This window comes from Pseudomonas sp. NFPP12 (assembly GCF_900103205.1).
In the GTDB taxonomy this organism is placed as follows: Bacteria; Pseudomonadota; Gammaproteobacteria; order Pseudomonadales; family Pseudomonadaceae; genus Aquipseudomonas; species Aquipseudomonas protegens.
On sequence record NZ_FMWW01000004.1, the window covers coordinates 182,031 to 202,152 of the forward strand.

The window sequence follows — 20,122 nt, forward strand, 5'->3', positions numbered from 1 at the left end:
TGAACCTGCATGTTTGTCGCTGTGGCTGTTTTTCTCTTCACCCTGATTCTCGTCATCTGGCAGCCCAAGGGCCTCGGCGTCGGTTGGAGCGCCACGCTCGGCGCAATCATCGCGCTGGCGGTGGGCGCGGTATCGCTGCAGGACATTCCCACGGTGTGGGCCATTGTCTGGAACGCCACCGCGACTTTCATCGCGGTGATCATCATCAGTCTGCTTCTGGACGAGGCCGGGTTCTTCGAATGGGCCGCCCTGCATGTGGCGCGCTGGGCCAGGGGCAGCGGCCATCGGCTGTTCGCCTTCTGCGTGCTGCTGGGGGCGGCGGTGTCGGCGCTGTTTGCCAATGACGGCGCAGCGCTGATCCTCACGCCCATCGTCATGTCGATGCTGCTGGCGCTGCGTTTCAGCCCCGGGGCGACCCTGGCCTTCGTCATGGCCGCGGGCTTCATTGCCGACACCGCGAGCCTGCCGCTGGTGGTGTCCAACCTGGTGAATATCGTGTCCGCCGACTACTTCCGACTGGGGTTCGCCGAGTACGCGGCGGTGATGCTGCCGGTGAGCCTGGCCAGTGTCGCCATGACCTTGCTGGTGCTGTTCCTCTATTTCCGCAAGGACCTGCCGCACCGCTACGCCCTGGATGCGCTGCCGCAACCTTGCACGGCGATCCGTGACCGGGCCACCTTCAGGGTCGGGGGCTGGACCCTGCTGATGCTGCTGGTCGGGCTGTTCGCCCTGGAGCCCCTGGGTATTCCCATCAGCGCCGTGGCGGCGGCCTGTGCCGCGCTGTTGTTTACCGTCGCCGCCAAGGGCCACCGGATCTCCACGCGCCGGGTGCTGCGCGAGGCGCCGTGGCAGATCGTGGTGTTCTCGCTGGGCATGTACCTGGTGGTGTACGGCCTGAAGAATGCCGGCTTGACGGACCTGCTGGCCCAGGTGCTGAACCGCCTGGCCGAACAGGGGCTGTGGAGCGCCACCCTGGGCACGGGCCTGTTGTCGGCGCTGCTGTCCTCGGTGATGAACAACATGCCCAGCGTGCTGATCGGCGCGCTGTCGATACAGGCCAGCGAGGCACAGGGGCTGGTGCGCGAGGCGATGATCTACGCCAACGTCATCGGCTGCGACCTGGGCCCGAAAATCACCCCCATCGGCAGCCTCGCCACGTTGCTCTGGCTGCACGTGCTGGAGCGCAAGGGCCTGCGCATCACCTGGGGGTATTACTTCAAGGTCGGCGTGCTGCTGACCCTCCCGGTTCTGCTGGTCACCCTTTCGGCCCTGGCCCTGCGCCTGAGCCTCTGACAGCCGCCCAAAGCGGCAGGAGCCCCCCCCATGCGAGTCCTGTTCATGTGCACGGCCAACAGTTGCCGCAGCATTCTTTCCGAAGCCCTGTTCAACCATCTGGCGCCCGAGGGGTTTGCGGCGGTCAGCGCCGGCAGCTTCCCCAAGGGCCAGGTGCTGCCACGTAGCCTGTCGACCTTGCAGCAGGCCGGCATCGCCACCGACGGCCTGTACAGCAAGGGCAATGACGCCTTCGCCGACAACCCGCCGGATATTGTGATCACCGTCTGCGACAAGGCGGCCGGTGAAAGCTGCCCCGTGTATTTCGGCCCGGCGCTCAAGGCCCATTGGGGGCTGGCGGACCCGTCCGATGTGCGCGGTGAAGAGGCAGCGATCGACGCCGCGTTCCGCGCCACCCTGGCGCAGATCGAACAGCGCTGCGCAGCCTTCTTCGCACTGCCCTTCAACCACCTCAGCCGCGATCAGCTCAAGACCGAGCTCGATCGCATCGGCACGCTTTAAGGAGGACCCATGTCCGAGCACCTGCCCAACCTGGATTTGCGCCTGTTCGATGGCGCACCCACTTCGACGCCAGACGAGCACAAGCCGCGCATCCTGTTGCTCTACGGTTCCACCCGCGAGCGCTCCTTCAGCCGGCTGCTGGTCGAAGAAGCCGCGCGCCTGCTGGAGCATTTCGGTGCCCAGACGCGGATCTTCAACCCATCCGGCTTGCCCTTGCCCGACGATGCCCCGGTGGACCATCCCAAGGTCCAGGAACTGCGCGAACTGGTGCTGTGGTCAGAAGGCCAGGTCTGGTGTTCGCCAGAACGCCACGGGGCGATGTCGGCGGTGTTCAAGGCGCAGATCGACTGGGTTCCGCTGGAGCTCGGCGCGGTGCGTCCGACCCAGGGCAAAACCCTGGCAGTGATGCAGGTCTGCGGCGGCTCCCAGTCGTTCAACGTGGTCAATCAGTTGCGCGTGCTCGGGCGCTGGATGCGCATGTTCACCATCCCCAACCAATCCTCGGTGCCCAAGGCCTACATGGAGTTCGACGACGCCGGGCGGATGAAGCCTTCGCCGTTCTACGACCGGGTGGTGGATGTGATGGAAGAGCTGGTGAAGTTCACCGTGCTGCTGCGCGACCGGCAGGCGTTTCTGGTGGACCGTTATTCCGAGCGCAAGGAAAGCGCCGAGCAATTGATGGCCCGGGTCAACCAGCGTTCAATCTGAGCGGAACCGCTGGCCTATTCATAGCCTTCGCACCGCGCTACCCCCGATTTCGCGAGGATGGGCTGAGGCATGCTGGAGATCGACATCACGCCTTACCTGGGCAAGACCGAGAAGGTCAACGTGACCTTGCCCGGTTATGTGATTCAGCAGATCGACCGCTTTGTCCGCGAGCACAACATCAAGAGCCGGTCGTCCTTTCTGGCGGATGCGGCGCTGGAAAAGCTCGGGCGCTAAGCACAGATTCAAGAGCGCAACAGCACGAACGCAGAACGCCGTCGGGTAGGAGCCGGCTTGCCAGCGAAGGAGCCCGTAAGCCATGCAGCGCCTGGCCCGACGCCTTCGCTGGCAAGCCAGCTCCTTCCCATCCCCGCTCCGCCAATGAGCGCTTCAACAACTAGCTGAAAACAAACCTGCGTAAAGTACTACAAAGCACTGAGACTTTTCTTATATCTAATACTGACGTTCACCATCAGGATTCCCTCTTAAATAATTATATTTTCGAGGAGTACTCCATGAAAAAAACTCTCGTTTCAATCGTCTCAGTAACTGCACTCAGCCTGTCGAGCCTGACCATGGCCGCCGATCTCGGCCCCGCCTGTAACGAATACTTCAAGCAAATTGATGAGTTGGTGGCAGCCAACCCTCAAGGCGAAGCAATGAAGGCGCAATATGAAGCAGCAAAAACACAAATGATGTCGATGCCGAGCACGGCTCAAGAACAGGCGTGCAAGCAAGCTTCCGAGATGATGAAACAGGCCATGAGCAATATGCCGACCAAGAAGTAATTCAATAGGCACGTATACCCGCTGTACGTGCCACTTCACGTCACCAGCAATATTCCTGTAGAACCACAACAATGAATATAGTCATCTTGGTTGCCGGTATTTTCTGTGCATACCTGGCCGTACTTTACCTGTTCATGAAACGCAAGAAATCCAGCCAGCTCACACACTTCAAATCGCGGCACTCCAATGCCCCACTCGACGAAAAGCAAAAAAGAGCATTGGCATTTGGTGGAATTCTATTTAGCAATCGATTTGAAAAGATCCTGACCATCCTTCCAGAAGACAACCTGGATAAATACATCTCAGGACTCAGGAGCGAATGGCAGATCGACAACTCCGACAGCGCGAAGGAAACCTTGAGCGAACTGGCCAACCTCTCCAGGAGCAAAGATCTCGATCAACATATCGAGGCCCCGCTTCCCGAGGTCAAAGCCGTTCAGAAGAGCATCGCCAAAGAATTGGGTATCTCACTGGCGACGGTAGAAAATACCCAATCCACCTTTGCCTGGGACACCATGAGAGCGGTGTCGTTGGCCAGATGGTGTTACTGGGCGGGGTATCTGACAGAACAGGAAACCTGGGCCTTTATCCACGAGTCTGCCGAGACCGCCAGCCGGCTTGGAGCAGGCTGGGAGGACTACACCGTATCCTTTTTGCTGGGCAGGACCCTTCACGGCTTCGAGCTTGACGACATCGGCTCCATGGCCAAATACGTCCTCAATGGCAAAGCCAGGGGCAGCCAGGACACCGATATTTACTTGAAGTACTCGTACAAATAACACCTGCAAGACACCCTTGCGCCGGAGGCTTCACCAGCACCCGGCGCACAATATCCTGTGACCTCCCAGTTCCCGTTAACCACTACGGGTAGCTGTTCCCTCCCCGCAGCTGGTGCAGCCCTGCAATCATCGCCACCTTGCAGCGATTTGCTGCCTGCCGGTCGAGGCCCGTGTCGCTGGCGAACGCTGCACAACAGCTTCAATGCATTATCAGCGCCGGCTGCTGGCAACCGCTGCCGAGCCTTCAGTCCGCCTGATCCTGATCCTGTTCAAGCCTGCTGCGCAGCTGGTTCAGAACACGCTGGGTGGTCTGGATCTCCTCAACCTCCAGCCCTTGCGCCAGCTCGTTGATCCAGGGCGCTTGCAGCTTCAATGCCTGATCGAATGCGGCCTTTCCCGCCGCCGTCAGCAGCACCAGCTGCGCCCGGCGGTGGTGCGGGTTGGGCTGGAACTCCAGCAGGCCATCCTTCACCAGGTCATTGACGATGCGTTGAACGTTCTGCCGATTGGCGCCCATGTCGCGGGCAATCCATGACACCGGCTGCGCCCGCTCGGCAGCCACGATCGTGCCAAGCAGTTGCCAGCGGGCGCTGGTCAGGCCGATCTCGGCCACCAGGCGGTCGCCTGCGGTGAGCATGCGCGCACTGGCTCGAAAGAGTTCGAGGACCAGATCGGTCATGGCGCGTCCAGAGGGGGTGTGGTTTGGTTTTTTCATGCCGCGAACTTTTCCACATTGACATGATGATGTCAATCGAGCTAGTTTTTGCCCATCGCACCACTTTGTCATCATGTTTACATTCTGGAGGCCGTCATGTTGTCCATCCGCCCGCTCGATCCCGTGGTTCCCATTCACCAGCAACTCCAGTGCAGCGAATCGCCGGTGGTGCTGGTGAACCTGTTCACCGTCGACCAGGACGATATCCCCGACCTGCTGCGTGCCTGGGAGCTGGATGCCAACTGGATGAAGCTGCGTGCCGGGTACATTTCCACCCAGCTCCATCAGGCCATAGGTGGCAGCAGCATGTTCTTGAACTACGCGGTATGGGAGTCGGTGGAGCGCTTTCGCGAAGCCTTCAGCCACCCGGATTTCGCCAACGCCCTGGGCCGCTACCCCTCCAGTGCCCTGGCCATGCCCCATCTGTTCACCAAGGTCGCCGTGCCGAATATCTGCACGGTGTGAACATAGCCCAATCGACTGACGGGAAGCGCCCCATGCTCAAACGACTTCACCTGAGCGCCAGCCTGCTGGCCCTGCTGTGCATCGCCACGTTCTTTGTCTCGACCCTGCTGGTGGAAAGCATGGGAAGCCGGCATTCCATCGCCCAGCTCAAGCACCTGATCGTCAGCCCCGGGCTCTGGGTGCTGATCCCGGCGATGGCCCTGGCGGGAGCCAGCGGCATGGGGCTGAGCCGGGCACGGCAGGGACGCCTGATCGCCTCGAAGAAAAAGCGCATGCCCTTGATTGCCGCCAACGGCCTGTTGCTGCTCGTGCCCTGCGCAATTGTGCTCAACCAATGGGCATCGGCAGGCAGCTTCGACACGGGGTTTTACTTGGTGCAGATCATCGAACTGATCGCTGGGGCCATCAACCTCACCTTGATGGGGTTGAACGTACGCGATGGTTTGCGGCTTAGCGGTCGGTTGCAGAGGGCCATGCCTCAGGGCCGGTAGGCCATGCGTTGCCTGGACGGGAGCCTTCGCTGGCAAGCCAGCTCCTACGGTGGCCCAACCAGCACGCATTTCTGTAGGAGCCGGCTTGCCGGCGAAAAGGTCCGTAAGCCATGCAGCGCCTGGACGGGCGCCTTCGCTGGCAAGCCAGCTCCTACGGAGGAACCAGACCACCGTAGGGCAAAAAACCGCGCTCAAACCTTGAACCGTGCCACCAGCCGGTTCAATTCGATCGCCAGATTGGCCATCTCCCCGCAGGCGCTGGCCGTCTGGCTGGCCCCCGCCGAGCTCTGGATCGACAGCTCGCGAATGCTGGTCAGGTTCTGGTCCGCCTCGCGCGCCACCTGGGCCTGTTCTTCCGAGGCGGTGGCAATCAGCAGGTTGCGTTCGTTGATCTGGGTAATCGCCTGGGCGATCTGCTTGAGGGACAGGTCGGCGTTCTGCGCCACGGAGATCGAGCTGCTGGCCATCTCGGCGCTGACGTTCATGGCGCTCACCGCGTGAGTCGAGTCGGCCTGGATCGCGCTGATCATCTGTTCGATTTCCTGGGTCGACTGCTGGGTGCGGTGGGCCAGGGCCCGCACTTCATCGGCCACCACCGCAAAGCCTCGGCCCTGCTCGCCGGCGCGGGCGGCTTCGATGGCAGCGTTGAGGGCCAGCAGGTTGGTCTGTTCGGCAATGGCGCGAATCACTTCCACCACTTTGCTGATGTCCTGGGCGCGGCTGGACAGCGCCTTGACCTGCTCGCCAGTGCTGGCCACGTTGCCGGCCAGGCCTTCGATGGCCTTGAGGGTCTGGGCCACGTTCTCGATGCCGGAGCGGGTGAATTCCATGGACTCGCGGGACGACTGGGCGGCGGCTTCGGCGTTGCGGGCCACCTCGTCCACCGCGGCGCTCATTTCGGTCACGGCGGTGGCCGCCTGGCTGACTTCGTCGTTCTGGCGCACCAGCCCGCGGCTGGCGTCTTCGGTCACTGCGGTCATTTCTTCCGAGGCCGAGGCCAGTTGGGTGGAGGAATCGGCGATGTGGGCGATGGTTTCCCGCAGGTTGGTCTGCATCTGCGCCAGGGCGGCCAGCAGGCGGCCGGCTTCATCGCGGCCACTGACGCCGATCTCCCGGGACAGGTCGCTGCCGGCAATACGTTCGGCCACGGCCAGGGCGTCGCTGATGGGCGCGGTGATGCTGCGGGTCAGCACCGCCGCCAACACCACGGTGAGCACCACCGTCACCCCCATCAACACCAGCACCAGCGTCAGGCCACTGCTGTAAACCGACGCGGCAGTGATCCCCGCCTGCCTGGCGCCCTCGTCGTTGAAGTCCGAGAGTTTGTCCATCTTCTCCTGCATGGCGTTGGTCATGGGGCTGATGCGGGTGTTGATCAGGGTGATGGCCGCGGCGTTGTCGCCACTGCGCAACAGCGGCTCCAGCTCGTCCACCAGCTTGAAGTAGGCCTGCACATCGGTCGCTACAGCCTGGTACAGCTCACGCTCCGCCGGCCCGGTGATCAGGGGTTCGTACTGGTTGATGGTGTTCTGCAGGTTGGATCGATAACCGCTCAACGAGGCGATGCGGGTCTGGCGCTGCTGTTCGTCGGTGGTCACGGTGATGCGGATGCTTTCCAGACGCAGGCGCAAGACGCTGGTCTTCATCTTGCCGATCTCGCGGATGCTGGTCATCCAGTTGGTCTCGACATCCTGCTCCGCATCTCGCAGCTTGCCCATTTGCAGCACGGCGACAATGCCCAGGGCGAACACCACCAGGACAATGAGCGAGAAAAAGGCGGCAGACCTTGGAGCAAGATTCATTGTCCTGACGTTCATTTTTTATCTCTCTAATAGAATGGTCGGTACTTCCCTGCTGTCATTCCACGCTATCGACTGAGTGTCAGAGAGCTGCAAACAAGCCGACGACTGGGTTAGCGGCCCACCCTGCACGGCAACGTCGATACTCACTCGGGTCAATCCAGGCTTGTCGGGACGCAGGCCCCACTCGGTCCTCCTGCGCCCATGTCCCCCTTGGCGGGTGAGCATCAGTTAAGTCGAATAACGCGGCCCGCGCCGTCTCGATTTTTCTGGGCAATGGCACCTGGAGCTCGGCATCTATCCAGGGGGGCCTAACAAGCCATAGCAGATGGTGGCGTTTTGTCACTACCGTCGATCAGACCGCTGTTGAAAAGAGCACGCCGCCGCTCGATCAGGTTGCGCCTGAACGGGGCAAGCCCCGGCAGCCCATCCTGGCCTCGCCCACGGGCCGGAACCGCGACCACCGATTGCCCACTGAAGAAACCCATCGCTACGGCCTATAATGCCGCCGCCCCCACGTTCTGAAGGATCAGCAATGTCCATCACCAATCCAAAAGTCATCGATATCTGGGCCATCCCCAAATCCGCGCCCGACAGCCTGCTGTTGATCATGGTCGACCCCCTCGAATGGGGTGACGAAGCGGCACACAGCGAACACCTGCTCCTGCTGCAAGAGAAGATCAACACCTACATCACCTTCATCGAAAGTGACGAGATCTACAGCGAAATTCCCGATGCCTGCGGCAAACACCTGATTATCCGGGTACTGGGTTTGCACGAACTGCCCGAGCAAGTCGATTGGTTTTTCAAACGCATTACCGAGATCCTCCATGAGCGGAGCATCGGCTTCGATTTCGAGCTGAAAGTGAACCAAGAGGCTCCCAGCCTGTAGCTCGCCCCCTGCGCGCTCGCCGATTGAGCCGCGCGCAGGGACACCTTGTGCAGGCAGGATCAGCGCCCGATCAAGCGCAATGAAATCCACATGCTGCTCATGGAAAACGCGTCGAGCACCCCGCCAGCGTGACGGAGGGAGCCAGCAAAACGCATGGGGTCTTGGCTGTCGTCAGGCTGCCGGCCAGGGCACCGAGAGCGAGCCGGGCGCGAATGAACTTCTATTGGAACTCGAAATACTCTCTCATCATTTCAATTGGCTTCATCGGTTCCACATTCAAGAAACCCAACACCTCAAGAAACCACGAGAGGTTATCTCCCAACACGGAAATATCGTCCTCATCATTCGACAGCAGACAAATGGCCAGTCGTGCCTTCAATACCTCCCGATCCTTGAACCCTCGTATTGCCCCTTGCTCATCGATTTTTGCCCACCAGAGTGCAGCCTGCGCCTTGCAGCGTTCAGCAGGAATTTCTCCGGCAACATAGGCTTTCGCCAGGCGCAGAGGATCCTGCTCGCAGTCAGAGAACTGGATCTCCAGTTCTTGCAGAACCTTGATCAGGAAGCCGAGCTGGTGTTTGAGCGCAGCAGAGCTTTGAGTGGCCCGAACAATTGAGCCGATATTGAATTTCTTGAAGTCATCCGGATTCATGCAGCAACCTTGAAACTGAGTAAAGGATCACGACGATGGGGCCCGATCATCATCGGCAACGCGCACATCCTATGGCCAACTATCCATTACGCAACGGTTGTTGGAAAATCGCCGGGGCGGTTCTCGCCATCAGGGCCCGGCCCGGCCACTAGAACAGTTCCTGCATCGTGCGCTGCATGTCCGCAGCGCCGTCGACAGTTGCCCCCTCTCCCGCGCCCACCGGCGGCACATTGTCACTCCTGAACACCTCCATCGCCGTGCCCGGCGCCTGCGCGCTGGCGGCGCTGCCATCTTCCAGGTTGATCCGGCGGGTCACGATGCCATCCGGCTCCGGCTGGGAGTAAGGCTCCGTTCCCTCGAGCGCCGCCGTCATGAAGTCCATCCAGATCGGCAGCGCGATGGTCACGCCCCATTCGCGCCGCCCCAGGCTCTGCGGCTGGTCGAAACCGGCCCAGACGCTGGTGACGTAGTGGCCGTTGTAACCGGTGAACCAGGAGTCCTTGGCCTCGTTGGTGGTGCCGGTCTTGCCCGCGATGTCCGGGCGCTGCATGGCGGCTGCGGCGCGGCCAGTGCCGCGCTTGACCACGTCCTGCAGCAGGCTGGTGAGCAGGTAGGTGGTGCGGCTGTCGACTATCTGCTCGGCCACCGCCTCGGGGGCTGGCCGCTGTGCAGTGGGGGCCGAACGCGGGCTGGCCTGGAACACGATCTGGCCCTTGGGGTCTTCAATGCGCTCTATGAAGTACGGGCTGATCTTGTAGCCGCCGTTGGCAAAGGCGCTCCAGCCCGCGACCACCTCCATGGGCGTGACCGACGCGGTGCCCAGGGCCAGGGAAAGGTTGTGAGGCAGGTCCTGGGGGTCGAACCCGAAACGGGCGATGTAGTCGATGGTCTTGTCCACCCCCATGGCTTGCAGCAAGCGTATGGAGACCATGTTCCTTGAGCGGTTGAGGGCTTCGCGCAGGCGAATCGGCCCCAGGAAGGTCCGGTTCTCATTCTGCGGGCGCCACACCGGGCCGGAGTAGTCGCCCCCCAGGACGATGGGGGCGTCGTTGACCAGGGTCGCCGGAGTGTAGCCGCTGTCCAGCGCCGCGCAGTAGATGAAGGGCTTGAAGCTCGAACCCGGCTGGCGCCTGGCCTGCAGCACACGGTTGAAGCTGCTTTGTTGAAAATCAAAACCGCCCACCAGCGCCTGGATCGCCCCGTCCTCCGGGGCGATCGACACCAGCGCGCCCTGGGCCCTGGGCACCTGGCTGAAGCTCAGCAGCGGATCGTGCTCGGGGTCGACACGGATCACATCCCCGACCTTGACCACCTCGGCCGGGCGCACCGGCTGGCGCCCCAAGGCGCTGTGGCCCAGATAGGGGCGCGCCCATTTCATGCTGCTCCAGGGCACGGAGTGCTCCTGGCCGCGGTCATCCACCACGCTGATGCTTTGCTCGAAAACCTGGGTCACCGCCACCGCCCGCAAGCCGCCATACGCTGGAAAAGCCTTCAGTCGCTCGGGCCACTGGCTGCCGGCCCGGCCTGCGAAATGCCCCTCAGGGCCGCGGTAACCATGGCGCTTGTCATAGACCTTCAAGCCCTTGCGCAGCGCGGAAGTGGCCGACGCCTGCAATGAACCGGGAACCGTGGTCACTACCCGCAGGCCCAGGGTGTAGGCCTCATCGCCAAAACGCCGGAACATTTCCGCCCTGACCATTTCTGCGATGTAGGGAGCATCGATCTCGGGTTCCGGAGCGTGGTAGCTGGCGTCTACCCCTTGCGCCAGGGCTGCTTGATACCTGGCCGTATCGATGCTGCCCAACGCGTGCATGCGCCCCAGAATCCAGTCGCGGCGCTGCTTGGCCCTGGCGGGGTTGTTGATCGGGTTGTAGCGCGATGGCGCCTTGGGCAGCCCGGCAATCATCGCCACCTGAGCCAGGCTCAGCTGCGCCACCGGCTTGCCGTAATAGATTCTGGCGGCTGCCGCGATGCCATAGGCGCGCTTGCCCAGGTAGATCTTGTTGACATACAGGTTGAAGATTTCCTCCTTGCTCAGGCTGCGCTCGATCTGCAGGGCCAGGAGAATTTCGCTGAGCTTGCGTGAAAAGGTCTGCTCGCGGCTCAGGAAGAAGTTCTTCGCCACTTGCATGGTGATGGTGCTGCCGCCGGAGCGAACGTGGCCGCTCTTGAGCAACTCGAACGCCGCCCGCAGCAACCCGGCCGGGTCGACCCCGGGGTGCTGATAGAAGTTGCCGTCCTCGGCGGCCATGAAGGCCGCTCGAAAGTCAGGGGGTATGTCCGCGCTGGCGAGGGGTATGCGCCGCACTTCACCGAACTCGGCGATGAGTTTCCCATCCCGGGTGAAGACCTGCAGGGGCTCTTGCAGATGCACGTCCCTGAGGGCCGCGACATCGGGAAGCCGGGGTTGCAGATACAGGTAGGTACCACTTGCGGCCAGCAGCACCACGCTGACCAGCGCGAGCACACTCCAACCCAGATATTCAATGACTCGCACCCGCTGTTTCCTCGCTTACCGTTTTGAATGTGAACCTGGCGGGCCCTGGAGCCCTGGCTGATTTCCTGCGCGCCTAGCTGGCGTTTACCGTCAGGGTGTTTGCGCGCTTGTCGCTGGATACCGGTACGGCGAACTGCGGCTGCAGATGCCCACTGGCATCGAGCAGCCAGGCGTCCATGACTTTCCTCACCACAGGGCCGGCCACCCGGGCCCCGGCCTCGCCGTTCTCGATCATCACCGCCACCACGATGGCCGGCTGTTCGGCCGGGGCGAAGCCGACAAAGAGCGCGTTGTCCCGGTGGCGCTCATGGGTCTTGTTGCGGTTGTAGCGTTCGCCCTGCTTGATCGCCACCACCTGCGCCGTGCCGCTCTTGCCGGCAATGCGGTACTGCGCGCCCCGGGCTGCTGCGCGGCCTACGCCACGGGGGTTGTGCATGACCATCTGCATGCCCTGGATGACCTGATCCCAGGAATGGGCATCCTTGAGCACGATGTTCGGCATGGGCCTGGGGTCGACCGGCGCCTGGCCGCCGACCGCCAGCGCCAGGTGCGGCCGGTGCCAGATCCCCCGATTGGCGATCAGACTGGTGGCCTGGGCCAGTTGCAGGGGTGTGACCTGCATATAGCCCTGGCCGATGCCCAGAATCAGGGTTTCCCCAGGGAACCAGGGTTGCCGGCGGGTGGCGCGCTTCCATTCAGGGGACGGCATCAATCCCGCTGCCTCTTCGAACATGTCGATCGAAACCTTTTGCCCCAGACCGAATTCGCTGAGGTAGCTGTGCAGCCTTCTGACCCCCAGCCTGTGGGCCAGGTCATAGAAGTAGGTGTCATTGGAGCGCATGATCGCGTCGTACATGTCCACCCAGCCTTCGCCGCCCCGGTTCCAGTTGCGGTACTTGTGCTTGTAGTTGGGCAGCTCGAAATAACCCCGGTCAAACACCTGGCTGGTGGGGGTGATCACGCCGCTGTCCAGGCCCGCCACCACCACCATGGGCTTGATGGTCGAGCCCGGGGGATAGAGCCCGCGCAACACCCGGTTGAACAGCGGCATGTCATCGGAATCGCGCAAGGCGGCGTAGCCTGGCGCAGAGATGCCCTTGACGAAGGGGTTGGGGTCGAAGCTCGGCCGGCTGACCATTGCCAGCACCTGCCCCGTGGCCGGGTCCAGGGCCACCACCGCGCCCCGCCGGTCCCCCAGCGCTTCCTCGGCGGCACCCTGCAGCCCGGCGTCGAGGGTCAGGACGATGTCCTGCCCGGCAATCGGGTTGTGCCGGCGCAGCACCCGCATCACCCGGCCCTGGGCATTGGTCTCCACTTCTTCAAACCCCATCTGGCCATGCAGGGCGTCTTCGTAGAAACGCTCGATCCCGGTCTTGCCGATCAACTGGCTGCGCAGGTATCGGGCCGGATCGAGGCGCTTGTACTCCTGCTCGTTGATCCGCCCGACATACCCCACCGAGTGGGCAAAATGCTCGCCATGGGGGTACTGCCTGAGAAACTGCGCCTGGACCTCGACACCGGGCAACAGGAACTGATTGACCGCTACCTGCGCCATCTGTTTTTCCGTCAGGTCCAGCATCAGCGTCACGGGCTCGAAAGCTCTTCTTGCGCGGCGCAGTTCCTTCTCGACCCGGCTGCGTTCGGCTTCGGGCAATTGCAGAATCCGCGCCAGATGGCCAAGGACGACACCGACATCCCCGGCGCGTTCACGGGTCAGGGTCAAGTTGAAACTGGCTACGTTATCGGCCAGAACCACCTTATTGCGGTCATAGATAAGCCCCCGTTCTGGCGGGATGAGCCTGATGTGCACGCGGTTCTTTTCCGCAACGGCAACCTGGTACTCATGTTGCGTCACTTGCAGAAAATAAAGCCTGACCACCAGCGCCGCGGTCAGCAGAACCACCAGCACGGCACTTGCCATTATTCGTTTGGTGACGATCGCATCTTCTGTTTGCTGGTGATTGAAGTTACTGATTTGCGGCATGGGCAACTCTTGCTGCATAGGCTTCAAATATCATCGGGAGCCACGTTATTGAGGCGCAGAGTCTGCGACATGATCTTGCTGAACAACGGGGCGGATACCAGCCCGCCAAAAAAACCGTGGTGCCTGGGGTTGTCCACCACGACCACGATCACGAACCTGGGGTTTGCCGCCGGGGCGAAGCCGGCAAACATGGCGCGATAGGAGCTGGCCAGATAGCCCTTGGCACCCTGGCTGGTTTTTTTCGCGGTGCCGCTTTTTCCGCCCACCTGATAGCCAGGCACCTTGGCCCGATAGATGCCCCTGGGGCCTTCAACCACCTGCACCAGCATGTCTTTCACGGTGTTGGCCACGCTGGCCGGCATCACCTGGACGCCCTTGGGCACGGCAGAAACCCGCAGCAGTGAAGCGGGCACCCGGACACCGCCGTTGACCAGGGTGGCGTAAGCCCTGGCCAGCTGTACCGCGGTAACGGACACCCCATAGCCGTAAGCCAGCGTCGCGGTTTCGGTGGGCCGCCACTCCCGGCGCAGGGGCAGCACCCCGGTCTGTTCACCGGGGAACCCTACGCCCGTCTCCTGGCCCAGCCCCACCCGGTGCAGCAGGTCATGAATCCGCGGTGCGCCGATATCGAAGGCCACCTGGCTGATGGCAACGTTGCTCGAACGCACCAGGATGCCGGTCAGGTCCAGGGTTTCGCCCGCGGTCCTGGAAGCATCGCGAATGGTGTATCGGCCGATCTGCAAGGTGCCGGTTGCCACGTGCACCCTGTCCCCCGGCTTCCAGCGCCCGCTTTCCAGCGCGGCGGCCACCGAGAACGGCTTCAGGGTTGAAGCCGGCTCGAATACATCAACCACTGCGCGATTGCGCATCATCGACGGCGTCACCCGAGAGCGATTGTTCGGGTTGTAGCTGGGCTGATTGGCCAAGGCCAGGATCTCGCCGGTGCGCACATCCATGATCACCACGCTGCCGGCATCCGCACCATTGCTGGCAATGCCCTCGCGCAGCTCTCGATCGGCCACGTATTGCAGGCGCAGATCCACAGACAGCGCGAGTGCCTGCCCGGGCCTGGCCAGGCGCGAAACCCCCAGGTCCTCGATCAAGTGGCCACGGCGATCCTTGAGCACCAACTGCTTGCCATCGCGCCCGCGCAGCACACTCTCATAAGCCAGTTCGAGCCCTTCGCTACCGCGGTTGTCGATATCGGTAAAGCCGATGACGTGCGCGATGGAGGCGCCCGCCGGATAAAACCTGCGGGACTCTTGCAGCGTATGAACCCCCGTGACCTTGAGTGCCTGCACCGCCTGCATCATCTGTTCCGCCACCTGGGGAGCAACGCGCCGATGCAGGTAGGCAAACTCTTTCTGCCGGTTGCGCAGGATGATCGAGCTCAACCGGCTCTGTGGCACGTCAAGCGCCTGGGCCAGCGCAGCCCAGTGGCCCTGCTCGCCCATCAGCTCCCGGGGGTTGAGCCAGACCGTGGTCACCGGCGTGCTGACGGATAGAGGCTGCCCATGGCGATCGGTGATCAAGCCTCGGTAGGCCGGGATAGCCACAGAGCGCAGGCTTCGGGCATCGCCCTGCTTGATCAGAAACGCCTTGTCGGCGATCTGCAGTTGAATGATCCGGCCGCACACAATTGCGGCCATCACCCCCACCAGAACAACAGCCAGCCTGAATCGCCACGGATAACCAGACGCTGGGCTATGGGTTAAAGCCATAAGAATAAAACCACTTTCCAGCCACTGACCTTTGATAGCGAAACAATTACGTTTCCCTGTACCGGACCTTCAAGCCACACACTTATTCCGATAACCACAAGGGCGGCCTTATATCCAGCCTTTGCAGGATCTGCGAGTTGATACTGCCGGTTAACGGAAGTTCACAGTCCATCTGGAACAGAAAGATGGCTTCTTCGGTTTTCTCCCCCACCACGCCATCTATTGTTCCCTGATAATAATTTCGCGCCGCCAGGGCCTGCTGCAATCTACCCACAACCTCTTCTCCCAAAGGTGAGCCGATGGCGGTTTCAAACAGGCAAGCAGAAGCCGCAAAGGCCCAGGCAAAGAGCACCATGGCCGCAAGATACTTACAGTGGCGCGCCATACTTCAACCTCTGGTTAAAACCTCTTACCCAACAGCCAAGGCTTATGCCCGCCTATAAAAAAACCGAACTAACGGGCACTACCCCAGTATTGGAAACATCAACACCGGCTCTGTAATTCAAGCCGTTGATTGTTTTGGCGGGTCATTTTATGGCTGGTACAATATAGATCAATGCTCTATTCAAGCTATCTGATATGAAACCCATTGATATCGAAAACACCGACCTGAACCTGCTCCGGGTTTTTGCCGCCCTGGTCGAAGAAGGCGGTGCCAGCCGCGCGGCTATCCGGCTGGGCGTCACCCAGCCGGCGGTCAGCGCTTCCCTTGCACGTTTGCGAGAGATCTATAGCGACCCGTTGTTTGAGCGCACAGGGCGCGGCCTACGCCCGACCATGCGCGCAAACGAGTTGTACCCCCTGGTCGAAGAAGCCATCAACCGCTGCAGGCTGGCCCTGGCCATGGCCTCCGACGGCCAGCAAGTGCAGGGCCGCACCCTCACCATCGGGCTCTCCGATGACAGTGAAATCGCCCTGGGGCAGAAGATTCTCTCGGTGGTGGAAGAGCGCCTGCCCGGGCTGCGCATCCTCTTCCGGCAAACCCACAGCGGCGTCGTACAAGACATGCTGATGGGCCACAAGATCGATCTCGCCATCTCCGCCGGAGGCTTGTCCTCGCACTTGATCACCCGCATCAGGCTGGGCCGCGGCAACTACCTGGGCATCGCCGATGCCCACAACACCGTCCCGGTGACCGCGGAGGATTACGCTCAGCGTCCGCACCTGCTGGTGTCGTCCGCAGGTTATGTCGGCATTGTCGATGAAGGCCTGAACAACGTCGGCCTGACCCGCACGATCAAGGCCTCGACCTCGCACTTCGCCGCCGTTCCCTTTCTGCTGGTGGGCTCCAAACTGATCACCACCGTGCCCACCCATGCCGCACGCGCAATGGAACGGATCAGTTCGCTGCAAACCTTCCCCTGCCCCGTGCCCATGCCTTCCTACGAACTTGAGATCGGCATGCGCGTGGGCAGCAAACACGACAACGCGTTGCAGATCGTCAAGTCACTGCTGCTGGATTCGATCAAGGAGCATTTCTTTCTGCAATGAAGGGCGAAGGCTTACGAACGTCTCAGAACGGACACTTGCTACAGCACCGCCACTAACCCCGGGGCACGTAATACAATCCCCGCCCCCGCCGCCTGAAGGATCAGCCATGTCCGTCACCAATCCCAAAGTCATCGATTTCTGGGGGATCTCCAAGGAGGCTCCCAACGACCTGCTACTGGTGATGACCGACCACCTCGAATGGGGCGACAAGGCGGAACAAGGCGAGCACTTGCTCGTGCTGCAAGAGAAAATCAACAGCTACATCGCCTTCATCGAAAGTGGCGAGATCTACACCGAGATCCCCGGCGCCTATGGCAAGTACCCGATCATCCGGGTCATTGGCTTGTATGAATTGCCCGCGCAGGCCGAGTACTTCATGGCCCGCGTGACCGAAACCCTGAATGACGTGGGCATTGGCTTCGAGTTCGAGCTCAGGGTCGACGAGAGGATTCGCAACATGTAGCCGGGCCGGGCACGGCGCTGCCTCAGGCAGGCTTGATCACAGCCCGGTTGAGGGCAATCACATCCACATGCTCTTGGTGCGAGAAGTGCTCGATCGCGTCTTGCAGGTGCACATGTTCCAGGCCGCTCGCGGCCATTTCACATGAAGCGTTGATCAGGAACTCACCCAGTGCCCTGAGTGTGTCCGGCTCGGCGAGAATCGAAATTTCGTCCAGTTGAATGCGCTGGTCACTGCCAACTGCGGTGCCATGCACGGTGAATGTCTTCAGCTTTTTCAAAGGTTGAATGCCTGCGCCCGTAGGTGGTTCTTTAATTTTGGCCAAGCCCAGGGCCTGGCCGATAGTCGCTGTTGCCCCGACAGCCCGCAGCAGGCCGCACGCCCGCCGACGACGCTGCCAATACAGCCGGGAACGACTCTACAGCAACCCCAAACGCCTGCGCAGGCAAAGCACTTTCTCATGCCATGCTCTGATATGATTTTTTTCAATATCTTTGCAAATTGATTTTTATTGTGTCATTTATGGCTGCACTGATCACAGGACAGATCCAGCGCGCCACCCCGGATGGCGGGTACCCGCTCCCCCCCAATGCCTTCCCAGGAGTCAACAATATGAACAAGACAGAACTTCTAGGTGCCCTGCTGCTATGTGCGTCCAGCTTCCTGGCTCATGCCGACGAAGACAGCCTGCGCATCGGTATCGAGGCCGCCTACCCGCCCTTCTCCTTCAAGACACCCGAGGGCAATGTCAGCGGCTTCGACTACGACATCGGCAACGCCCTGTGCGAAGAAATGAAGGTCAAGTGCCAATGGGTCATTCAAGAGTTCGACGGCATGATTCCATCGCTCAAGGTGCGCAAGATCGACGCCGTTCTGTCGTCGATGTCTATCACCGAAGACCGGATGAAATCCGTGGACTTCAGCAAAAAGTACTACCACACGCCTGGCAAGTTCGCGATGAAGGCCGGCAGCCTGATCAACGACCCGCTGCAGGACCTCAAGGGCAGGAAAGTCGGTGTGCAACGCGCCTCGACCTATGATCGTTTTGCCACCGAGCAACTGGAACCCGCCGGCGTCGTCGTGGTGCGCTACGCCTCACAGAACGAAGCCTTCCTCGACCTCGCCTCGGGGCGCCTGGACGCCACCCTGGCCGATATCGTCAACACCGATGAAAGCTTCATCAAGACCGCGGCGGGCCAGGGCTTTGCCCTCACAGGGCCTGATATCAACGATCCGAAGTACTTTGGTCGGGGCGCCGGGATCGCCGTGCGCAAGGGTGACAGCGCCAACCTGGCGCGCCTGAATGCGGCAATCGACGCGATTCGCGCCAACGGCAAGTACCAGCAGGTGATGGCCCGGTACTTCGCGTTCGATATCTACGGCGAGTAAGCCTTTCCCTGAGCCCCGGCGCCGCTGCTGGCTGGCGTCGTCTACGGCTTGTCTTGCGCGCCTTGTGGCGCGAGCTTGAGGAATTTCATCATGCTCCACGGCTACGGTTCGAGCATTCTCGATGGCGCCTGGCTGACCATCAACCTGGCGCTGACGTCCATGGCCCTGGCGATTGCCCTGGGCCTGATCGGCGCGGCCCTGCGCCTGTCACCGCTGAAATGGCTGGCAGTGCTCGGGGAAAGCTACACCACCCTGATTCGCGGTATTCCAGACCTGGTGCTGATCCTGCTGATTTTCTATGGCGGCCAGGACCTGGTGAACCGCCTGGCGCTGGCGCTCGGCTACACCCGCTACATCGACATCAACCCCTTTATCGCCGGGGTCTGCACCATGGGCTTCATTTTTGGTGCCTACCTATCGGAAACCTTTCGCGGCGCCTTCATGGCGATCCCCAAGGGCCAGGCCGAGGCCGGGCTGGCCTATGGCATGGGCGGTGCCCAGGTGTTCTGGCGAATCATGGTGCCGCAGATGGTGCGGTTCGCCATTCCCGGGTTCACCAACAATTGGCTGGTGTTGACCAAGTCCACCGCGCTGATCTCGGTGATCGGCCTGCAAGACATGATGTTCAAGGCCAAGAACGCAGCGGATGCCACCCACCAGCCCTTTACCTTTTTTCTCGCGGTGGCGGCGCTGTACCTGATGCTCACCAGCCTGTCCTTGCTGGTGCTGCGCTGCCTGGAAAAACACTACTCGGTCGGCCTCAAAGCCGCCGAACTGTAAGGGGAGCCACCCATGATGCTTGACTACCACCTGATCTGGGACAACCTGCCGCTGTACCTCAACGGCGCCCTGGTGACCCTCAAGGTCCTGCTGATTTCCCTGGCCCTGGGTCTGGCCCTGGCAGTGCCCCTGGCGCTGATGCGGGTGTCGCGCTCGCCGCTGATCAACGCACCGGCGTGGCTCTATACCTATGTGATTCGCGGCACGCCGATGCTGGTGCAACTGTTCCTGATCTACTACGGCCTGGCGCAGTTCGAAGCGGTGCGCCAGAGCCTGCTCTGGCCGTATCTGTCCAGCGCGACCTTCTGCGCCTGCCTGGCCTTTGCGATCAACACCAGTGCCTACAGCGCCGAGCTGCTGGCCGGCAGTTTGCGCACCACCCCCGCAGGCGAGATCGAAGCCGCCAGGGCCATGGGCATGTCGCGCCTGACCCTGTACCGGCGCATTTTGCTGCCGTCGGCCTTGCGCCGAGCCTTGCCGCAGTACAGCAACGAAGTGCTGATGATGCTGCAAACCACCAGCCTGGCTTCCATCGTCACCCTGGTGGATATCACCGGGGCCGCGCGCACCGTCAGCTCGCGGTTCTACCTGCCCTTCGAGGCGTTTATCACTGCCGCTCTCTTCTACCTGGTTCTGACCTTCATTCTGGTGCGTCTGTTCAAGCTGGCCGAGCGCCATTGGCTGGCGTATCTGGCACCACGCAAGCACTAAGGAGCTGCT

At 61.6% G+C, this 20,122-nt stretch carries 21 protein-coding genes and 1 pseudogene; 14 read left to right on the plus strand and 8 right to left on the minus strand.

The annotated features are described in order from the left end of the window. Positions 1–9 precede the first annotated feature (9 nt). The 6 genes and pseudogenes from BLS75_RS17985 to BLS75_RS18010 all read left to right on the plus strand — a co-directional run bounded on the left by BLS75_RS17985 (position 10) and on the right by BLS75_RS18010 (position 4,066). Complete coding sequence (locus tag BLS75_RS17985) at positions 10–1,293, plus strand: arsenic transporter (protein ID WP_072451471.1); 1,284 nt, start codon at positions 10–12, stop codon at positions 1,291–1,293. A gap of 30 nt (positions 1,294–1,323) precedes the next feature. Further along, positions 1,324–1,794, plus strand: coding sequence for an arsenate reductase ArsC (locus BLS75_RS17990; RefSeq protein WP_011060484.1), 471 nt, complete (start codon positions 1,324–1,326; stop codon positions 1,792–1,794). Positions 1,795–1,803: 9 nt separating this feature from the next. Beyond that, positions 1,804–2,502 (plus strand): arsenical resistance protein ArsH, encoded by a 699-nt coding sequence (arsH, locus tag BLS75_RS17995; RefSeq protein ID WP_019094719.1) that lies wholly within the window; start codon positions 1,804–1,806, stop codon positions 2,500–2,502. A 30-nt stretch (positions 2,503–2,532) separates the two neighbouring features. After that, positions 2,533–2,736: pseudogene (locus BLS75_RS18000) on the plus strand (type II toxin-antitoxin system HicB family antitoxin); the annotation flags it as partial. A gap of 278 nt (positions 2,737–3,014) precedes the next feature. Further along, entirely contained in the window at positions 3,015–3,287 is a 273-nt protein-coding gene (locus tag BLS75_RS18005) for a DUF5339 family protein (protein WP_072451472.1), read from the plus strand. Positions 3,288–3,358: 71 nt separating this feature from the next. After that, positions 3,359–4,066 (plus strand): DUF1266 domain-containing protein, encoded by a 708-nt coding sequence (locus BLS75_RS18010; protein ID WP_077933770.1) that lies wholly within the window; start codon positions 3,359–3,361, stop codon positions 4,064–4,066. A gap of 244 nt (positions 4,067–4,310) precedes the next feature. On the opposite strand, the gene BLS75_RS18015 is transcribed toward BLS75_RS18010, so the two are convergent. Continuing rightward, complete coding sequence (locus BLS75_RS18015) at positions 4,311–4,745, minus strand: MarR family winged helix-turn-helix transcriptional regulator (protein WP_019094724.1); 435 nt, start codon at positions 4,743–4,745, stop codon at positions 4,311–4,313. Between the two features lie 132 nt (positions 4,746–4,877). Between BLS75_RS18015 and BLS75_RS18020 the strand changes: the two genes are divergently transcribed. Beyond that, entirely contained in the window at positions 4,878–5,246 is a 369-nt protein-coding gene (locus tag BLS75_RS18020; RefSeq protein WP_072451473.1) for an antibiotic biosynthesis monooxygenase family protein, read from the plus strand. Between the two features lie 32 nt (positions 5,247–5,278). Further along, complete coding sequence (locus tag BLS75_RS18025) at positions 5,279–5,737, plus strand: hypothetical protein (protein WP_019094726.1); 459 nt, start codon at positions 5,279–5,281, stop codon at positions 5,735–5,737. Between the two features lie 191 nt (positions 5,738–5,928). On the opposite strand, the gene BLS75_RS18030 is transcribed toward BLS75_RS18025, so the two are convergent. Further along, complete coding sequence (locus tag BLS75_RS18030; protein ID WP_072451474.1) at positions 5,929–7,554, minus strand: methyl-accepting chemotaxis protein; 1,626 nt, start codon at positions 7,552–7,554, stop codon at positions 5,929–5,931. A gap of 517 nt (positions 7,555–8,071) precedes the next feature. Between BLS75_RS18030 and BLS75_RS18035 the strand changes: the two genes are divergently transcribed. Next, positions 8,072–8,428: a DUF6572 domain-containing protein gene (locus tag BLS75_RS18035; protein ID WP_072451475.1), complete on the plus strand. Its 357-nt coding sequence runs from the start codon at positions 8,072–8,074 to the stop codon at positions 8,426–8,428. Positions 8,429–8,648: 220 nt separating this feature from the next. On the opposite strand, the gene BLS75_RS18040 is transcribed toward BLS75_RS18035, so the two are convergent. The 5 genes from BLS75_RS18040 to BLS75_RS18060 form a co-directional block, all read right to left on the minus strand. Then, entirely contained in the window at positions 8,649–9,080 is a 432-nt protein-coding gene (locus tag BLS75_RS18040; RefSeq protein ID WP_072451476.1) for a hypothetical protein, read from the minus strand. Between the two features lie 148 nt (positions 9,081–9,228). Next, positions 9,229–11,577 (minus strand): penicillin-binding protein 1A, encoded by a 2,349-nt coding sequence (locus BLS75_RS18045; RefSeq protein WP_072451477.1) that lies wholly within the window; start codon positions 11,575–11,577, stop codon positions 9,229–9,231. 73 nt (positions 11,578–11,650) lie between these two features. Beyond that, positions 11,651–13,561, minus strand: coding sequence for a penicillin-binding protein 2 (gene mrdA / locus BLS75_RS18050; RefSeq protein WP_072451478.1), 1,911 nt, complete (start codon positions 13,559–13,561; stop codon positions 11,651–11,653). A gap of 23 nt (positions 13,562–13,584) precedes the next feature. Continuing rightward, positions 13,585–15,210 (minus strand): peptidoglycan D,D-transpeptidase FtsI family protein, encoded by a 1,626-nt coding sequence (locus BLS75_RS18055; RefSeq protein ID WP_275656355.1) that lies wholly within the window; start codon positions 15,208–15,210, stop codon positions 13,585–13,587. 154 nt (positions 15,211–15,364) lie between these two features. Then, on the minus strand, positions 15,365–15,667 hold the full coding sequence (locus BLS75_RS18060; RefSeq protein ID WP_041117152.1) for a peptidoglycan-binding domain-containing protein: 303 nt from the start codon (positions 15,665–15,667) through the stop codon (positions 15,365–15,367). Between the two features lie 194 nt (positions 15,668–15,861). Here BLS75_RS18060 and BLS75_RS18065 point away from each other — a divergent pair, with 194 nt between their 5' ends. Together BLS75_RS18065 and BLS75_RS18070 are read left to right on the plus strand one after the other, a co-directional pair. After that, positions 15,862–16,773: a LysR family transcriptional regulator gene (locus tag BLS75_RS18065; RefSeq protein ID WP_072451480.1), complete on the plus strand. Its 912-nt coding sequence runs from the start codon at positions 15,862–15,864 to the stop codon at positions 16,771–16,773. 106 nt (positions 16,774–16,879) lie between these two features. Then, positions 16,880–17,236 (plus strand): DUF6572 domain-containing protein, encoded by a 357-nt coding sequence (locus BLS75_RS18070; RefSeq protein WP_026020166.1) that lies wholly within the window; start codon positions 16,880–16,882, stop codon positions 17,234–17,236. A 22-nt stretch (positions 17,237–17,258) separates the two neighbouring features. On the opposite strand, the gene BLS75_RS18075 is transcribed toward BLS75_RS18070, so the two are convergent. Further along, entirely contained in the window at positions 17,259–17,558 is a 300-nt protein-coding gene (locus tag BLS75_RS18075; RefSeq protein WP_143031438.1) for an Imm32 family immunity protein, read from the minus strand. 287 nt (positions 17,559–17,845) lie between these two features. Between BLS75_RS18075 and BLS75_RS18080 the strand changes: the two genes are divergently transcribed. The 3 genes from BLS75_RS18080 (at position 17,846) to BLS75_RS18090 (ending at position 20,113) form a co-directional block, all read left to right on the plus strand. Continuing rightward, positions 17,846–18,622 carry an ABC transporter substrate-binding protein gene (locus BLS75_RS18080; protein WP_072451482.1) on the plus strand — a complete coding sequence of 259 codons (777 nt, stop codon included), beginning with the start codon at positions 17,846–17,848 and terminating at the stop codon, positions 18,620–18,622. Positions 18,623–18,712: 90 nt separating this feature from the next. Continuing rightward, the gene (locus tag BLS75_RS18085; protein ID WP_072451483.1) at positions 18,713–19,402 is read left to right on the plus strand and encodes an ABC transporter permease; all 690 of its coding nucleotides are present in this window, start codon (positions 18,713–18,715) and stop codon (positions 19,400–19,402) included. Between the two features lie 12 nt (positions 19,403–19,414). Continuing rightward, entirely contained in the window at positions 19,415–20,113 is a 699-nt protein-coding gene (locus BLS75_RS18090; protein ID WP_072451484.1) for an ABC transporter permease, read from the plus strand. The last annotated feature ends 9 nt before the right edge of the window (positions 20,114–20,122 follow it).

Bases quoted from the DNA above. Each gene is read 5' to 3' on its own strand.
- BLS75_RS17985 (WP_072451471.1), top strand. From the start codon at position 10: ATGTTTGTCGCTGTGGCTGTTTTTCTCTTCACCCTGATTCTCGTCATC.
- BLS75_RS17990 (WP_011060484.1), top strand. From the start codon at position 1,324: ATGCGAGTCCTGTTCATGTGCACGGCCAACAGTTGCCGCAGCATTCTT.
- arsH (WP_019094719.1), top strand. From the start codon at position 1,804: ATGTCCGAGCACCTGCCCAACCTGGATTTGCGCCTGTTCGATGGCGCA.
- BLS75_RS18005 (WP_072451472.1), top strand. From the start codon at position 3,015: ATGAAAAAAACTCTCGTTTCAATCGTCTCAGTAACTGCACTCAGCCTG.
- BLS75_RS18010 (WP_077933770.1), top strand. From the start codon at position 3,359: ATGAATATAGTCATCTTGGTTGCCGGTATTTTCTGTGCATACCTGGCC.
- BLS75_RS18015 (WP_019094724.1), bottom strand. From the start codon at position 4,745: ATGACCGATCTGGTCCTCGAACTCTTTCGAGCCAGTGCGCGCATGCTC.
- BLS75_RS18020 (WP_072451473.1), top strand. From the start codon at position 4,878: ATGTTGTCCATCCGCCCGCTCGATCCCGTGGTTCCCATTCACCAGCAA.
- BLS75_RS18025 (WP_019094726.1), top strand. From the start codon at position 5,279: ATGCTCAAACGACTTCACCTGAGCGCCAGCCTGCTGGCCCTGCTGTGC.
- BLS75_RS18030 (WP_072451474.1), bottom strand. From the start codon at position 7,554: ATGAACGTCAGGACAATGAATCTTGCTCCAAGGTCTGCCGCCTTTTTC.
- BLS75_RS18035 (WP_072451475.1), top strand. From the start codon at position 8,072: ATGTCCATCACCAATCCAAAAGTCATCGATATCTGGGCCATCCCCAAA.
- BLS75_RS18040 (WP_072451476.1), bottom strand. From the start codon at position 9,080: ATGAATCCGGATGACTTCAAGAAATTCAATATCGGCTCAATTGTTCGG.
- mrdA (WP_072451478.1), bottom strand. From the start codon at position 13,561: ATGCCGCAAATCAGTAACTTCAATCACCAGCAAACAGAAGATGCGATC.
- BLS75_RS18055 (WP_275656355.1), bottom strand. From the start codon at position 15,210: ATGGCCGCAATTGTGTGCGGCCGGATCATTCAACTGCAGATCGCCGAC.
- BLS75_RS18060 (WP_041117152.1), bottom strand. From the start codon at position 15,667: ATGGCGCGCCACTGTAAGTATCTTGCGGCCATGGTGCTCTTTGCCTGG.
- BLS75_RS18065 (WP_072451480.1), top strand. From the start codon at position 15,862: ATGAAACCCATTGATATCGAAAACACCGACCTGAACCTGCTCCGGGTT.
- BLS75_RS18070 (WP_026020166.1), top strand. From the start codon at position 16,880: ATGTCCGTCACCAATCCCAAAGTCATCGATTTCTGGGGGATCTCCAAG.
- BLS75_RS18080 (WP_072451482.1), top strand. From the start codon at position 17,846: ATGAACAAGACAGAACTTCTAGGTGCCCTGCTGCTATGTGCGTCCAGC.
- BLS75_RS18085 (WP_072451483.1), top strand. From the start codon at position 18,713: ATGCTCCACGGCTACGGTTCGAGCATTCTCGATGGCGCCTGGCTGACC.
- BLS75_RS18090 (WP_072451484.1), top strand. From the start codon at position 19,415: ATGATGCTTGACTACCACCTGATCTGGGACAACCTGCCGCTGTACCTC.